The sequence below is a fragment of the Methanoregula sp. genome (assembly GCF_041663825.1).
In the GTDB taxonomy this organism is placed as follows: Archaea; Halobacteriota; Methanomicrobia; order Methanomicrobiales; family Methanospirillaceae; genus Methanoregula.
Genome location: NZ_JBAYLY010000019.1, coordinates 23822 through 40102, shown reverse-complemented (window position 1 = coordinate 40102; position 16281 = coordinate 23822). Strand labels below are relative to the sequence as shown.

The window sequence follows — 16281 nt, the reverse complement described above, 5'->3', positions numbered from 1 at the left end:
AACCGGCCGCTTCCCGTCTTGTATTTCCATAACCTATTTATCAGGCAGAGTAAAACTAGTTAGAGCAATATGCTGCTATAGTGTAGACCGGCCAATCATGCGGGCCTTTCACGCCCGCGACTGGGGTTCGAATCCCCATAGCAGCACTTCTTTTGTGAAAGTTCAATTCTCTCATAGTTCATATCGTGTAAACGACATATTCCATGAGGTTTCAGGCTTTATCAAAAACCTTATCGCAAATTTCTTTATGTTCAGACTGAAAAGAATGTTTTCTTCTCTAAATAGTGCTTGCGCAACCAATTGAACTGCTTTCCAGAGGTCTCGATCCGATCCGAAATCATATCGTCTCTATGATAGCCTCTTTCTGCTGCACAGCCTGACGTTTCGCGATAACATATTGGATAATAACACCGGCTATCGCACATATAAGCCCAACAAGGGTGGAATACGTGATGTACATTCCGGCAGCTGCCGGTTTTACGGGAAAGTCCGGGACGCTGCTGACCGCGAGGATATAGGTACTGGCACCATACAGAATGAGCCCGATTGCAAAGACAAAGAACGGGAAGACCAGTACTTTTGCTAGGTTCTCCCGCTCATTGATATACACATCGACAATAACTCCAATTGATGTGACAAGACCGGCGATAATCAGCCATATGATTGCCCCATAGAGAAAACTCATCACGTACAGGAGAACGCCCATGCTGCTGTCTGAAGTATAATACTTCAGGACTGTGAAAAAACCAATAGCAAAGCCGATGACCACGAGCACGATGGTGGTCGAGTACGTGACAAAAGAGAATTTACCCCGGGACATGGATGCCCGTAGTGCATTGATAATCCCGTGGATAAATTCGTCCAGACCAAACCCTTTGTATAGCAGGTATATCCCAATCACACCGATCACGATAATGGTCGCAGTTCCCGGGTATCCCAGGATAAATGCGCTCGCGTAGAGCAGCATGGCAAGGCCAAGGGGAACGAAAACCACCCGGGAGATCTTGGGATCGTCGAGGAGTTTTTTTAAGATATAATACGTCCCCTCCAGATTGGGCATCTGGTTGACAATCACGCGCCGAATGCTTGCGACCGGAAGCCGTGACTGGATAATAGGTACGACGTACTCGTCTTCTGCGCCATCTGAAACAAGGATGCAGCTTGTGGGGTTTGTCTCTTTTATCACATCATCGAGGGTTGCTGCGATCTTCCGGTCCCCTTCGATCATGTGCAGGTGGTTGCCGGCAATAACTGCGACAACGGCCTCTTCACCTTTTGCGATCAGTTCATCATAAATTTTTACCGCAGAAAAGATCGCATTGACATCAGAGTCTTCCGGGTCGGCAAGGGCTAATGTGTCGGCTGCTTTCAGGCACTCGTGCCTGCCGACAACCGGGCTTTCAATTTTTGCCTTCCACCCGATATCATCGTCCCGGTCTACGCTCAGGACGAGAGTCCGACCCTCTGTCATTGGTATAATAAAATTGCCGTAAATCTATTAAACGATTGCCTAGAGGAAAAAAAGCGGATTGTTTTTTTAAATGATTAGACGAGTTTAGAACGCTGGAGCAGCAGGAGATCGTCCGTGGTAAGTTTTTCCCCGGCCCGGAAGTTCTGGAACAGGTGTTCGGCTTCCTGGCGGACGGCTTTCTGCTCTTTTGTTACCTTGACCTTTTTGGTTTTCTTGCGCAGCCCGGAGATAACCTTGTCGTAATCGCGCAATTCTTTCTGGCAGGCGATGAAGAATTTATGCTCGGCATCTGCGGATTCCTGGGCCTCGACAAAACTCTTATGGGCCGCATCAGCCGCCTCACGGGACTTGTCTGCCTTTCGGTAGGATTCGACCATAAGGTCATGATGTTTCTGGGCAAGTTCGGCAAGTTCGGTTACCTTTGCGTGGAGCTCGGAAGCATCCTTGCGAAAATCCCGGGCAGATGAGATCTTCGTCCGCATCTCCTTGTTCTGCTCGAGCTCGGCCTCCTGTTCCCGGACCTGGCCTTTCATCTGCTTGATCTTCTCAATGAGCTCGCGCTCCTTGTCAGTAGTAAAGACCTCGGTCTGCTGCCGGTACTCCATGTATTCGATCTGCTTCTGGAGTTCCTTGATGCCCCGGTTCTTAAGCGTCCCGTGCTCTTTTTTGAACGCTTCGATCTCTTCAAACAGCACATTTGCCTTGTCGTTTAAGTCGTTGCGCTGCGCTTTCTGGTCAAGTACTTCCTGGTTGTACTTGTCCCGGAGATCCTTGTTTTTCTGCGCTTCTTCTACAAACTCCCGGGTCTGGTTGTTGAGCGTATTTCTTTCCCGCGCAGATTTGCTAGCGGTGGCGTTGAGCTCATTTCTTCGGTTCTTGTGCTGTTCAGACTCAGCGAGGATCTTCTTTCGCTTTTCCATCAGGTCATTCAACATGCGTTACCACTCCTCATCGTATAATCCTGTAAGGAAGGTGCAAACACTATGTCAGAGACAGTAACTGACAAAAGCATGCGCGATTGTGCATGCGCATCTCTTTTGTAACCGCTCTGCATGCAGGATGCAGGGCGAAAAACATCAGAAAAGGATCGTTGCATAGAATATTTGCAAGACTTCAAAGAGAAGCCTTTGTTCGACACACGGTTCATGATGTTCAACACCCGGTACATGGATGACACCCATGCACCGGGTGTCGCCCAACATTCTCCCTTTAGATTATCTGGTCGAATGTACTATATTTTAATGGTGGGGACGCCTATTAAGTGTTTCGCCGACATTTCGAAGGAGAATCCCGGTGATGCCAAACGGGAAGAGCAAATTTTTTTCTGAAATTTACCTGAAAAAGCGGGGGTGGCGGCGTACCGTCATCACCCCCGAATCATTGATAACTGTTTTTTTGTTTTCTTGTTGTGCGTGGTACTTATCCGACCCATTCAAGGACGCCGCCGCCACTTGTCTGGTCCTTCGATGCTGCCCGCCTTCCCTGGCTCTGGGGCATCTCAACCTGTTTTGGGCTGGACCGCTTGGCGTCGATTTCCTGAACCATGGTCTTATATGACTGGCGTGTCCCGAGGATCTGGGCACTCTTGACACCGGTCATGATGGCGAGGACACGGATTTTGCCTTCCATGTCGGGCCTGACACGGGCACCCCAGATAACATCTGCGTGCGGGTCAAGCTCGTACGTGAGCGAGGTTGCGACTTCTTCCGCATCCTGCAGGGTAAGGTCGGTACCTCCAGTAATGTGAATCAGGCTGCCGGTTGCGCCGCGGTAATCGATATCAAGCATCGGGTTGCTCAGGCACTCGCGGACGACACTCTCTGCCTTGTTCTGCTGCTTGCTCTCCCCGACAAGCATGGATGCGACACCGCCCTTGGACATGATCGCCCTGACATCTGCGTAATCGATGTTAATGAGCGAAGGTTCTGTGATAGTCTCGGAAATACCCTTGACCGTTTCTCCAATCAGCTGGTCCATGACAGAGAATGCCTGGCCCAGCGGGAGGTTCGGGACGAAGTTTTTCAGCCGGTTGTTATCAAGGACAATGACCGAGTCCGCTGCTGCGGCAAGCGCTTCAAGTCCTTCTTCTGCACGGATCAACCGTGCCTTTTCGACCTGGAACGGGTAACTGACCATCCCGACTACAATTGCACCCTGCTCCTTTGCAACCTGTGCAACGACCGGGGCTGCACCTGTACCGGTACCTCCTCCCATACCTGCTGTGATGAACACAAGGTCTGCTGATTCGAGCAGTGCCTCAAGGGTGGGGCGGGCCATCTCGGCTGCACGCTTACCGACATCAGGGTAACCACCGGCACCGAGACCACGGGTCAGGGATTTCCCGATGAGGACACGCTTGTCGGCCTGGATCATATCCAGGTGCTGCTTGTCCGTGTTGATCGCAATCGTTTCTGCACCGGCGACTCCCATGTGGTGGATACGGTTTACCGTGTTGTTTCCGCCGCCACCGCAGCCGATAATCACAATTCTTGGCTGCCCGAGGAAATCGTCATCAGGTTCATTTGAGCCGGACTTGCTTACCTCTTTTTCAAGTTCGGCATTTTTTAATGCGTCGTTGATTATGCTTTGCATTTCTACCCTCTCATACCTTGAATGAAACCTGGTCATTATCCTTTAAGACACGGCCCGCTCGTTTCTCAACAAGTTCACGGACGGCAGCCCGGACAGCTTCTGATACATTAGGATACTCGCCTGCGTCCACCATCTGCTGGAGCAGGTTAATCTGCTGTTCGGGTAACCGGAGCGTGATTCGTTGCATCATTGTATCTCCATTTCTGACATATGTCGGTCAATTGTCGTTCATATGTCTGACAAGGGGAACTCTTGTGTCTGACTTAACCAGATAGACCAAAATGATACACAATGGAATATATGCCTTCTCATTTGATCCTGGCCCCGTCTCCAAACGCATTTATGACTTCCCGGCCAAGTAATTTTAAAAAAGACGGACGATTCAATGGCTGTTGATTTTCCCAGACCCGTGATACATGGTGGCACCGGAAAGCGACAGCGTGAAAATACCGGGAAAAACCTGCTGGATTTCAGCGCGAGCCTCAATCCCCTGCCCCCCCGGTTCGCGTGGCACTGCGATCCTGCGTGCCTTTCAGCGTACCCGGATAATGAATACGTTCAGCTCAAGGAGTGTATCGCACACACATTCCACCGGGATCCTGAAGAGATCTGCGTAGGAAACGGATCCATTGAACTGATCCGTGTTTTCTGCGCGGTCGGGCTCTCCGGAAAAAAAACGTATTTTACCGAATCTCCCACGTTCGGCGAATATGCGCTCTCCGCCTGTCTTGCCGGTGCATCGGAAGTAAGGGCCCCTGAATCTGCCAGCGTCTCCTTTGTCTGCAACCCCAACAACCCGACCGGAGAACTGCACAACCGCTCTGAAATGATGGCACGTATCAGGGATGTGTCGTCACATGGGGGGATGCTCTTTGCTGATGAGGCATTTATTGAGCTTGCAGACCCGGCACAAAGTATTGTGGATATACGTGATCCCTCACTTTTTGTCCTGCGCTCGCTCACCAAGAGTTTTTCCGTTCCCGGGATCCGGTTCGGGTACGGTTTCGGGAATCCTGACATGATTGCGAAGATCGAGACCGCCCGCCCGCCCTGGAGTGTAAATGCATATGCAGAGGCATTTGCCCTCCAGGCATTCAGCCATCTTGATGAACTAGGGAAATCCCGGGACTATATCCGAAAAGAACGCGAATGGCTGTCTTTGAAGATCGAAGAACTCGGGCTGCGGTGTCACCCTTCTTCGGTTAACTACCTGCTTGTGGACTGTGCCCGTTCTGTGGAACCGCTGTGTACGCAGCTCGAAACTCATGGTATTCTCGTTCGTGACTGTACCTCGTTTGGCCTTCCCACCTGTATCCGCGTCGCTGTGCGGACCCGCGAGGAGAATGAACAGCTTGTGGAGGCACTCTCTGCATGCGTGCGCTGATCATGGCCGGGGGCGCGGGCAGCCGCCTCAACAGCGGAGAAAAACCGCTGATCCTTATCAACAACCGACCGATGCTCGGGTACGTCATCGATGCGTTTGCCGGGGCCGGGTGCGAAGTGGTTGTTGCAACGTCCCAAAAAACTCCCATGACCCGGAACTGGTGCCGGGTAAATGGTGTCGATTCCTACAATGCTGATGGAGTGGATTATATCCTCGATATGGTCGAAACGGTGCAGGCGCTTGAGGAGACACAGCCACTCTTTGTAAGTGTTTCAGATATCCCCTGCATTGATGCCGAAATTATTGCAGGTATCCACGAGGCCTACCTGAGTTCGGGAAAAGATGCCTGCTCAACATGGGTGCCGAGCCGTATTGTCAAGGCCTGCCGTGGCGGCATGACCTACCGCGAGACGATAAAAAACGAGGAGGTCTGCCCGACCGGGCTCAATATTTTACGCGGAGACCGGATTGCAGACGTGCAGGATGAACTGCAGCTGGTGATTGCCGATCCGCGTCTGGCTCTTAACGTCAACACGCGGGAGGACCGGGCCGCTGCAGAAGCGTTTTTACACAAACGTTCCGGAAAACCATAGGTTTTGCGGCGAAATTTTAAAAAATGCGCACCGGGTTACAGGGCAATCAGCCCCAATCCGTGCCTTTACGCTCAAAAAACGGCAGATGCTGGCGTATTTAGTACGAATGCATATTAAGGTGCGGGGTCAAATACTGCTGTATTATGGTGGAGTCGCAGGAGATCGAGCTGCAGGGTCATATCATCGATTCGGGTATCATGACCCAGCTTTTTGACCGGGTCATGGACATGGGAGGGAATTTCGAGATCCTTGTCTTTGATGTGGGCAAAAAGAAGACCGATCCGACGTACGCACGCCTCAAGATTGTGGCGCAGGACAAGGAGAAACTGCGCGCCATCATGTCGGAGCTCCACCGGTTCGGGGCCCGGCTCCCCCCGGTAAAGTCCGTCCACTACGTCCCTGCGGCCGGCAACCGGGACTCGCCCAAAAATTTCTACACGACCACCAATCACCCGACGCAGGTCAGGCTTGCGGACGAATGGGTCCAGGTCGATGGCATCGAGATGGACTTTCTCATAGTGGTCGATCCAAAAAAGAAGAAGGCCCGGTGCACACCATTAGGGAAGATAAAGAAAGGCGACCTGGTGGTTGTCGGCGAGGGAGGGGTGCTGGTGAGTTATCCCGACCGGCCCCGGACCAGCAGCACGTTTGAATTCATGCACGGCACGGTCTCTTCGGAACGCCCCAGCGAGACCCTGATCGCCCAGATTGCAAAAGAGGTAATCGAAGTCCACAAGAGCGGGGGGAAAATTATCCTTGTCGGGGGCCCTGCGATCATCCACACCGGTGCGGACAAGGCGGTGGCAGAGATGATCCGGAAAGGATACATCAACGTCCTGTTTGCGGGTAATGCGCTTGCGACCCATGATGTGGAGTACAACCTCTTCGGGACATCGCTCGGGATGGACCTGAAAACCGGAAAACCGGTGATGGGTGGGCACCGGCACCATATCTACGCGATCAGCGAGATCATGCGGGCCGGTTCTCTTAAGAACGCGGTAAAGAAGGGCATTCTCAAAGGGGGTATCATGTACGAGTGCGTGAAGCACGATGTACCGTTCGTGCTTGCCGGTTCGATCCGCGATGACGGACCATTGCCTGATGTGATCCAGGACACCATGGTGGCACAGGATGAGATGCGCAAATATATCCCCGGCTGTAAGATGGTGCTGATGGTCGCGACCCTCCTGCACTCGATCGCGGTAGGTAACTGCCTGCCCTCGGGGGTAAAGACCGTCTGCGTAGACATCAACCCTGCCTCGGTGACCAAACTAATGGACCGGGGCACAACGCAGGCAATTGGTATAGTCTCCGATGCCGGGACCTTCCTCCCGCTTCTTGCCGAACAGATCGAAAAGCAGAGCAAGGGGAAAAAGTAGGAACATCCTTTTTTTAAAAAGGCTTATGGAAAACAGTTCTCACTACCGGGGTACATCGAAATGATGACCCCTCGTTTCAGGTACCCCGCTTACGGCAGGGTGCGCAGCACACCGGTCTCCCGGGTATCATACCCGCCCAGTCGTTCGAGCACGGCTTTGAATGCGGGGGAAGAGATCGTTTCCACGAGTGCTTTTACCCGGGGATCTTTCATGTGCGAGGCGCGGATGGCAAGTTCGTATCGCTCAGTTGCTACCGGGACAAAACGGAGATGCAGGGCCTGTGCCGCTGAAAAGACACCCATACCGGCATCGGCCTCCCCGGATTTTACTGCAAGCGCCACGGCAAGATGTGTCGTAACCTCCCGGTCGTATCCCCGTATGTCCTGCGGGTCAATACCCCGTTTCTGGAGTTCGAAGTCAAGCAGTATCCGCGTACCCGCACCTTTTTGCCGGTTGACGTAAGTATGGTGCATAAGATCGTCAAACCCGAGACCGTCACGCGAGATCACGCCCTGCTGGCGTTCTGCTACGCAGACGAGCACGAGCTCCTGACCGGGCATATGCTTTTCCAGGTACGATACATTGAAACTCCCATCTTTTGCGAGCAGATGCATGGGTGCCGCATGGCATTCATCATTCATCAGCGCGATGATGCCGCCCATGCTTCCCACGTTCGTTGAGTGGAGATCCACGTTCCGATATCGGAGAAGATCGGCAAGGTAGTCGAGGACCGGGTCGTGGCTGCCGGTAACAAGGAGCGCCTGGCCGGCATCAGCGAGGGGCACCATGAGCGTTGCAGTGACCGGCTCGCCCTTCTCCATACCTTCGACACCGGGCAGGATGGTGATATAGGCGTTTGCCCGGACCGCGCTCATCTGCACACTTGCACCCCGTGAGAGCGGGGAAAGCACCCATCGGCTGCCCACCATGCCGGCTGCACAGAGAACAAATTCCTCAGTGCCGATATCCTTGTGAAGCGTGGTTGTGAGCTGCCCCTCAAGAGTTTCCGGGACTGCGGGATTGAGGCCATAATGCCCGAGCAGCGGGAGGACAATCTCCCGCAGGAGGGTAAGTGCGGAAAGGGGGTAACCCGGCATGCCGATCACCGGTTTTTCTCCAACACGCCCGATAATCGCCGGTTTTCCGGGTTTTATCGCTATACCGTGAACGAGCACCTCGCCAAGCTCTGCGATGACATCAGCGGTATAGTCCCGCGTTCCCGCCGAGGAACCGGCCGAAACGATGACGATCTCGTTCTCTGTGAGGGCTTTTTTTATGGCATTGCGGATGAGCTCCGGCTCGTCCTTAACAATAGGGTACCGTGTACACTTTGCACCGACAGCAGTCAACACTGCAGAGGCCATCAACGTGTTGCTCTCGACGATCTGGCCCGGGGCGGGACGGATATGGTGATCGACAAGTTCACTGCCGGTCGGGATGAGGCCCACTCTCACGCTAAGAACGTCAACTTCAGCGATTCCGTATGCTGCAAGTGCCCCGGGTTCGTGAGGGCGAATCATGTGCCGGGAGGCAAACACCATCTCGGACTCGCCAATATCCTCACCAGCGGGACGGATATGCTGCCAGGGAGGTACTGCCTTTCGTATGACATACTGCTCGTGCTCAACCCAGACATCCTCGATCATGATCACTGCGTCATACTCCGCAGGGACAATGTTTCCGGTATTGACCCGGGCCACCCGGGCGAGCGTTACCGGGTGCTGCTCGTCTGCCCCGGCGGTGTCCACGCTTTTTACCGCAATACCGTCCATCGCGGCAAGATGGATCTCAGGCACGGAGTACCGTGCGATCACGGGCGAGGCGGTTACACATCCCACGCACTTTTCTATGGTCACCCGTTCGACTGACGGTGTACAGCTAAAAGACCGGGAAACAATCGCTTGTGCTTCGGCAAGCGATTTAACATCAAGATAGCGTTTCACCATTGCGATACCCCCGGTACAGCGCCTCGGGCTTGCAGGTCGGGCATCATGTAATCTCCGTTCTCCTCCGGATCCGGATGCCGGTGCAGTATCATGAGTGCAGGTAATCCACGAATATGCGATACGATCATGCTGTACGGAAAATATCCGTTCTTGTTTGTGATAAAGAATTGTTCTGTCCGCAAGTCTGTGATGGGACACCGGTAGTTGGCTCACGGTCAATGGTTCCCTGCACAAGAATAAACAGTACCACGTGTAGCCGGCTCACTTTCCTGTACCAATACTCTGACACGAGTCCACGTGAAAAATCTCATCTCCTGTTTTGAAATTAACCTCAATCAACTTCTTATGATTCATCGGGTTCAAGCTCAACCGCGATAACTATCTGAAATCAATTGATATGACAAGGAAAATGGGAATCCCATCAACATGAGCCGGGTATTTTCTATCTCGAAACCCCGTTTTTACTAAATGTTGGGGTTTGTTCCTGAATCTTCTGATGATTATTCGTTATTCTCTTTAATAAAAACCAAAAAACGGACGGCCCCTCTCCCTTCACGATAGTGTTTTGTAGAGATACAAAATTCGCTGGATCGCGGAGAGGTTCGTGCAGATCGCGATAATGATCACGGAAACCCAGATAAACCCGGTAACGCCCCCAAGGATCAGCACAAGGAATGTTTCGGGCCGGCCAAAGAACCCGACGCCTTCAAGAGGGTCGTCGATTTTGCCCTCCACCTTTTCCCGGTACCCGATCTCCGCGTAGACAACCGGCTTGATGAACGTGTTCATCAGCGAGCCGGTTATGGCAAGACCGATGACGGCAAAATCTGCAATTCTTGGGACCGGCAAAAACCCGCTCACGATGGTGATCCCGGAGAGACCGACGCCGAGCAGCACAAGGGCATCCACGTACTTATCGACGATCCAGTCAAAGACGGCCCCGAAGTTGGTGTGAGAGTTGGTTCTGCGTGCAATGCTACCGTCAATGAGGTCAAAGAGTGCCGAGAGCAACAGAAGCAGGCTCCCGATCAGAAACTGCCGTTCCACAAAAAGGACTGCAGCAGCAATCCCTGCAACGAGAGCAAGAAACGAACACTGGTTTGGGGTAATACCGCAGCGGACAAAGACCCCTGCAACCGGCTCAAGGTACTGTTTAAACCGTGGCCGGAGGGCGGTAATATTCATAGCTCAATTGATGGGTACGCGAACCATTAATAGTTACGGAAAAATACCGGATTGCAGGTATCATCAACTTACGTGTATTATTATTACCTGCAGGCAATCATCATATTATTTACATCGCGCGTCTAATGAAAAACTAAAGAGTTGAACCTGATGGCAGCAACACCGGCCCGTCCGCACGTTTTAATGATGTCCGAGATCACTGCTGACGGCAAGCTTACCCTGAAAAATGGTGCTTCCAGCAAGATCCTGATGAAATATATGGCGCATGAAACCGAGATCCTGCTCCACGAGACCCGGGCCGCTTACGATGCGATCATGGTCGGCGCAAACACCATACGGATCGATAATTCATTTTTAACAGTACGGCTCGTGCCCGGAAAAAGCCCGCTCCGGGTCATCCCGTGCAGCATGGCAGACATCCCACTTGACGCAAACATACTCGGGCCCGATGCAAAAACCCTCATTGCAGTGTGCGAGCAGGCTCCAAAGGATCGGGTCGCTGCAATTAAGGCAAAAGGCGTAACCGTGGTAACGGCCGGGAAAACTCATGTCAATCTGCCCCTGCTCATGCAGATCCTGCATGACGATTTCGGGATAAAGAAACTGATGATCGAAGGCGGCCCGACTTTAAACTGGCACATGCTCCATGACAAACTGGTCGATGAAATCCGGCTCATCCACCTGCCGTTTATTGTCGGCGGATCGGATACGCCATCCCTCGTGGGCGGAATGCATATCAATACCGAAGACGAGATGATCCGGTTAAATCTCAAGAAATACTATATGTGCGGCAGCAACCTCGTCTCCGAGTTTGACGTGCTGTACACATAAGAGCTTACCTTTATGGCACAAATCCCTGAAACATCCCCGGCATTTCCTGCGCCGGGCCCGGCACCGCACAGTACCGGTTTGAAATGGTTCCTGGTCATCGTTGTCGGACTTATTCTTGTGATCGGAATTTTTATTGCAACGTTCTATATCGCAGACAACTCGCATCCCGGCGTAAAAGTCATCCGGATGGAAGGACAACTTTCCACCGGAGATTTCTCTGATGCTACTGGTGTTGGAAGCGAGTACGTGGGCAACCAGCTGCGGGATGCGGCCAACGATCCGATGGTCGAGGCGATTGTCATCCGGGTCGATAGTCCGGGCGGGACACCGGCTGCTGCAGAGGAGATCATCAGTGACCTGGAGTATGCAAAGACCAAGAAACCGGTCGTTATATCGATGGGGGACATGGCCACCTCTGCTGCGTACTATGTGAGCGCCCACGGGGACAAAATATATGCGAACCCGGATACGTTTACCGGGGCTGTCGGTGTTATCTGGACATTCTCGGACATCAGCAGCTGGATGAAGCAGGAAGGCTATAATGTCTCTGTCGTAAAATCCGGGGAGAAAAAGGATATGGGATCGACATCCCGCGCCCTGAGCACCGATGAACGGGAGTACGCCCAGAAGATCGTCAACGATAGTTTCGAGAGGTTCATCACGGATGTGACAACGCAGAGGGTGATTGCACGGTCAGATATCGATGATGGCCGGGTGATCCGGGGTTCCGATGCGGTGAAGATCAACCTTGTCGACAAACTAGGCAACCTCAATGACGCAATTGAAGGCGCGAAGGAACTGGCGGATTCAAGGAAGTAATTTTACCCGGTTTTTTTTCGCGGGATTTATTTATATCTGTACCTGTTTTGTTGCAGGAACATGACGCAATTTAACGTCCCTGCCGGGGATTTGCTTTGTCAGTCACTTATCGGCGTTTTCCCATTCATGACCGATTTTCACGGGAGGCTATCTTTGCATAAAAAGATGCGGGAAACGAATCTCAGTACTTCTCTATTTTCACGTTGAAAGAACAACCACCAAAAATTCGAATGAGCCAGATCTGGAAGCGGGAGTACCCTTTTTTGGCAGCCGCCACCCTCACTTTATGCCAGGAGGGGGTACCTCCCCATTTGTACAAAGGTGGCACCCCCCCACTCCCGGGCTACAAGAAGGGGGTGGGTGATCATGCTTTTAAAAAATTGGTCGGGGGGTGGGGGTACCTCTCCTTTTTAGGAGCGGGGGGTACCCCCTTGCAAGAAAAGAGGCCCCTACCCCCACTAAGCCATCGGCGGGCAAAATATCCCTTCAGACGATAACTCCACGCGAAGCACAGGTTTTGGAAATGCCGAAAAGGGGGGGGGTAGGCCTCCACTTATGCCCGGACAGGGGGGTGGGGGTACCTCCCGGTTTTGGGAGCGGGGGGTGCCACCCCGGGCTGGTTGAGGGGAGTACCCCCAATGAACCAAAAATCGTTCGGCAAGTACTGTTAAAAAATTCTGATGTGTGTAAAGGAAAATTTAGAGAAGTACTGAATCTGAAAAATCAAGTATGAACCGGGGTTCTCACGAGAATCATGGAAAAATTGTTAATTAAAAGTCTGGGAAGGGCTCTCTACCCTATGGCCTCTCCAAGGCACGGCGGGGCAAGGAAATTTTTTTGTAGTATTTTTTAATCGATAGATAGTCACTGATCCGCCGAAAGGGCATCCCTTCAGGAAAGTGGCACTCATCGTACCTCCTGCATTAGAGAGGGCAGATACGATCTCATCCGTTATTATGTAGGGGTCTTTTTTAAAAAAACAGATTTTTCTCCGGAACCCGGGGAAAAAACGTTTCATATCATCCGGATCGGGTCGGCCTTCATGTATTCCCGGCAGACGGTTGTTGCGTAGTGGCCCGGGGGGAGGGTAAATTTCAGGTGCACATTTGTTTCCTGCACGGAAGCATCGATCATTGTTTTAAGGGCAATTGGGCGCCATGCACCATCGAACTTTGTCCTGACAAAAAGTGAGGCTTTGCGGAAATCATCAGCGGTGATCTGCATCTCTGCAAGAATATCCCGGATAGCATTGTTTCCGGTGACGGCATCTGTCTCATCCTTGCCCGGCATGAAAAGCGCGATGCTGCACCGGCCCCGGGCCAGATGGAGCGTGACTGCAGAAATATTTGCCGCCGTCACTGCATCGGTGCGGCCGTTTGTGAAGATCAGACGGTCTCCCGGGAGAGGATCGGTGAGAGTGTGACCTTCGCTGAGCCGGTGCGAAAGGGCACTGTTGAAGAGGTAAGACTGGAACGCGGAGACAAACATTGAGAGGAGTTTTGGCGGCAGCTGCTGGAGTGCACCGGCATAATCGTCCGTATGGGTGTGGAGGTACGAGAGCATCGAACGCTCAAAGGACATATGCACCGGCAACTCGCGGAGGGCGACTGCCGTGTCCCGGGTGTCCATAAACGCTGTCCTGACCCGTCGGACTTCTTCGGTCTCGTGGGGGAATGCCAGGCCCACATAGATCATCACGGCCTGTTCGTAATCCCCGTGCAGGATCTGTTCCCCGATCCGGTGCGTCAGCGGGCGGATGACGCCGAAACGCTGGAGCCCGAAATAATTGGGCAGGGCCTGCGATGCGGTCTCCGTTACGGTGATGACCCGGCCGGCCAGATCCTCCGGGTCGGCAGCCCGTATACAGATGTCGAACCGGTTTCCCTCAAGATCGCCAAGCGAGAGCTGTTCGTTCGACTGCCCGATTGGTTCAAGGATAATATCTTTTAAGGAAAACGCGGCGATATCCTCTGGCGTTACCTTGTAGAGCGAGATGAGCTGCGTTGTTCGTGCATTCTTGTCTTTTGTCCCCGCCCACCCGATCCGCCGGTGGCTGATATTGAGCCGGCGGGCGATCTCCTTTACCGCGTGCTGGAGTTCCCAGTTGGTTTTCGTGAGCCGGCAGATCAGGTACGGGCCTGTCGTCTCGCCTTTTCCTGCGGGAGAGATCTCGTCAACCAGAAAATCTTCCGGCACCGTGCGGAGCGTTCCGCCGATCCCCGGGGTAGCGGTCGCGTAGTACTGCATCCCGAGCTCGCGTTCAAGCGCATAGGGACTCTCTTTCATAAGAGCGAGAGCGTCCCGGTAATCCTGTCGAGCTCTTCTGATTTTGCCGGCCCAAGGCCGAGGGCGGTGATGGTGCCGGGGGGGATCTCGGTCATGCCGGCGTCCTGTATCAGGGATGTCGAAATCCCGGCCTGTTCCGCGAGCACCTTGATCTCAAAGAGGGCCCTCTCGCTGTCGGCTTTGAGCACTACTTTTTTCTGACCTTCCGTCTGCCACGCTTTGCGCAGCGTTTTATCTGCGCTCTCAAACGCCCCGATTGACGCATGGGCAGCCTGAGCGCATTTCTTGCCGCAGCTCATCTTTACGTCATTACGGATAATGAGGCACTGTTTGTACCTGAAATCAGGTTCGTGCCTGAATCTGGTTTCATTTTGAGGTAATTTTGGCATCGCGAAATCTCTTTAGTTTAGGCAGAAATTAACCTTATCATTTCCAAAAATTGCAGACGATTTTGTAAAATCAGAATCCTGTCAATTACCGTGTGGAAAAGAGGGGAGATCAATTACTTTACCCTTTGACAGGTCTCTTTGCCATGAGAAACCTCTATCTGATCTCTCACTAAAAAGCAATTATGAAAAAATCACAATCTGAATCTAAAAATACGCACAGAACGAAATTAAAGGATAGCTCTGCTCAGATAATGTTATCTAACCTCAGTAAGAAACACAGTGCTTTTAATGATTTTTATTCCGACAATAAAGCCGATATTAATAAAATAAACATTAACTGGACTATCTCTACAGAATCTAAAAAAGAGGGTACTTCTTCACCAGTAACAGATACCATTATCTTAAAAAAATATCCAAAATCCCTAGAAGATGCACGAATCGTCGCCCATGAAATCGAACATCTGCTGATCTGGAAAGAGGGATATCCTTACGTCATAGCTGACCCCCATGCCGATGTTGAAGTGTACCGCCAGCTTCACCAGTTGGCTCAGGTTATCCAGGAACCGGTTTTTGAGCCTATGGTCGAATCGAGATTGAAAAAATACTTTAAAAAATTGTGCTCTGACAATCACACTTCTGCAATGAAAGGATTAACAAAATTAATTGAAAACAAGGAAAAAATCCTCCCTGAACTAAACGATTGCCGGAATCTCCTGTATTACAGTTGTCTGTATGTCCAGAAATGCCTGTTACTTGAATCCACCTGCGATAAAGACAAAGCCGAGGAATATATCCTTAAATTTAATTCCAATTTTGGCGAAACTATTCTGCCGTGCGCAGAGAAAATACTATCTCTGATAAAAAAGAACAACACTCGTTCTCCTGAATCAGTCAAAATAATTTTAGAGAGCATTCTCCAGAACAGGAAATTTGGATTTGACTACCGGTACCAGGAAGAATATAACCGGTTCTCCCTATTCGACTAAAACAGCAACTTCGGGAGTCGGTCTTGAGACGGTACCTGCAAGGATAGATCTGCATCACGGTCCCACTCCCACCCATACAACACCAAATCCGGCCGTTATTCACATAGGTCCCCTTACAGACCCGATCCAATCCGGGCTCAATCCAGCCCCCGATTGCCCTTTTCACACCCCAAAAGAAGCCCGCATCAGGCCCCGTTTCAAAATGCCCTTAAATCAGCCGTATTTTGCCAAACGGACGAAATAAAACAATCTCATATTGCGGTTTTAAGGCTTGAAACAGGGTCCGGATGGGTGTTTATTGGTGAAGGAAACAAATGCCGCTACAAGGCCGCCATGGCCCGATTAAAGGCATTATATGGGGCTCAATTTGGGCTTTGTTTTGGAATCAGGGGATTTATAAGGGATTTTTATTGGGGTGCG

At 51.9% G+C, this 16281-nt stretch carries 14 protein-coding genes and 1 tRNA gene; 7 read left to right on the top strand and 8 right to left on the bottom strand.

The window, feature by feature from the left end; genetic code table 11:
• The first annotated feature begins 71 nt into the window (after window positions 1-71).
• Window positions 72-146, top strand: a tRNA-Glu gene (locus WCX19_RS09525).
• A gap of 191 nt (window positions 147-337) precedes the next feature.
• Here WCX19_RS09525 and WCX19_RS09520 read toward each other — a convergent pair.
• From WCX19_RS09520 to WCX19_RS09505, 4 genes are all read right to left on the bottom strand, one after another.
• A complete protein-coding gene (locus WCX19_RS09520) occupies window positions 338-1471 on the bottom strand; it encodes a DUF373 family protein (RefSeq protein WP_373007496.1) in 1134 nt (377 codons plus the stop codon).
• Window positions 1472-1545: 74 nt separating this feature from the next.
• Window positions 1546-2406, bottom strand: coding sequence for a coiled-coil protein (locus WCX19_RS09515; RefSeq protein ID WP_373007494.1), 861 nt, complete (start codon window positions 2404-2406; stop codon window positions 1546-1548).
• A 484-nt stretch (window positions 2407-2890) separates the two neighbouring features.
• Entirely contained in the window at window positions 2891-4063 is a 1173-nt protein-coding gene (gene ftsZ / locus WCX19_RS09510; protein WP_373007492.1) for a cell division protein FtsZ, read from the bottom strand.
• A 10-nt stretch (window positions 4064-4073) separates the two neighbouring features.
• On the bottom strand, window positions 4074-4253 hold the full coding sequence (locus tag WCX19_RS09505) for a type II toxin-antitoxin system ParD family antitoxin (RefSeq protein ID WP_292426958.1): 180 nt from the start codon (window positions 4251-4253) through the stop codon (window positions 4074-4076).
• A 195-nt stretch (window positions 4254-4448) separates the two neighbouring features.
• On the opposite strand from WCX19_RS09505, the gene WCX19_RS09500 reads away from it, so the two are divergent.
• From WCX19_RS09500 to WCX19_RS09490, 3 genes are all read left to right on the top strand, one after another.
• The gene (locus WCX19_RS09500) at window positions 4449-5447 is read left to right on the top strand and encodes a histidinol-phosphate transaminase (RefSeq protein WP_373007490.1); all 999 of its coding nucleotides are present in this window, start codon (window positions 4449-4451) and stop codon (window positions 5445-5447) included.
• The gene (locus WCX19_RS09495; protein ID WP_373007488.1) at window positions 5435-6040 is read left to right on the top strand and encodes an NTP transferase domain-containing protein; all 606 of its coding nucleotides are present in this window, start codon (window positions 5435-5437) and stop codon (window positions 6038-6040) included. Before WCX19_RS09500 ends, WCX19_RS09495 begins: the two co-directional genes overlap by 13 nt.
• Window positions 6041-6183: 143 nt before the next feature.
• Window positions 6184-7419, top strand: coding sequence for a TIGR00300 family protein (locus tag WCX19_RS09490; protein WP_373007486.1), 1236 nt, complete (start codon window positions 6184-6186; stop codon window positions 7417-7419).
• An 89-nt stretch (window positions 7420-7508) separates the two neighbouring features.
• On the opposite strand, the gene WCX19_RS09485 is transcribed toward WCX19_RS09490, so the two are convergent.
• The gene (locus WCX19_RS09485; protein ID WP_373007484.1) at window positions 7509-9365 is read right to left on the bottom strand and encodes a molybdopterin biosynthesis protein; all 1857 of its coding nucleotides are present in this window, start codon (window positions 9363-9365) and stop codon (window positions 7509-7511) included.
• A gap of 552 nt (window positions 9366-9917) precedes the next feature.
• Complete coding sequence (locus WCX19_RS09480; RefSeq protein WP_373007482.1) at window positions 9918-10550, bottom strand: CDP-alcohol phosphatidyltransferase family protein; 633 nt, start codon at window positions 10548-10550, stop codon at window positions 9918-9920.
• Window positions 10551-10700: 150 nt separating this feature from the next.
• On the opposite strand from WCX19_RS09480, the gene WCX19_RS09475 reads away from it, so the two are divergent.
• Together WCX19_RS09475 and sppA are read left to right on the top strand one after the other, a co-directional pair.
• A complete protein-coding gene (locus WCX19_RS09475; RefSeq protein WP_373007480.1) occupies window positions 10701-11381 on the top strand; it encodes a dihydrofolate reductase family protein in 681 nt (226 codons plus the stop codon).
• Window positions 11382-11393: 12 nt separating this feature from the next.
• A complete protein-coding gene (sppA, locus tag WCX19_RS09470; protein WP_373007478.1) occupies window positions 11394-12200 on the top strand; it encodes a signal peptide peptidase SppA in 807 nt (268 codons plus the stop codon).
• A 1014-nt stretch (window positions 12201-13214) separates the two neighbouring features.
• Here sppA and truD read toward each other — a convergent pair.
• Both truD and pth2 read right to left on the bottom strand, forming a co-directional pair.
• On the bottom strand, window positions 13215-14486 hold the full coding sequence (truD, locus tag WCX19_RS09465) for a tRNA pseudouridine(13) synthase TruD (RefSeq protein ID WP_373007476.1): 1272 nt from the start codon (window positions 14484-14486) through the stop codon (window positions 13215-13217).
• A complete protein-coding gene (gene pth2 / locus WCX19_RS09460; RefSeq protein ID WP_373007474.1) occupies window positions 14483-14875 on the bottom strand; it encodes a peptidyl-tRNA hydrolase Pth2 in 393 nt (130 codons plus the stop codon). The genes truD and pth2 overlap by 4 nt, the downstream gene beginning before the upstream one ends.
• Window positions 14876-15057: 182 nt before the next feature.
• Here pth2 and WCX19_RS09455 point away from each other — a divergent pair, with 182 nt between their 5' ends.
• Window positions 15058-15861: a hypothetical protein gene (locus WCX19_RS09455; protein ID WP_373007472.1), complete on the top strand. Its 804-nt coding sequence runs from the start codon at window positions 15058-15060 to the stop codon at window positions 15859-15861.
• Window positions 15862-16281 lie beyond the last annotated feature (420 nt).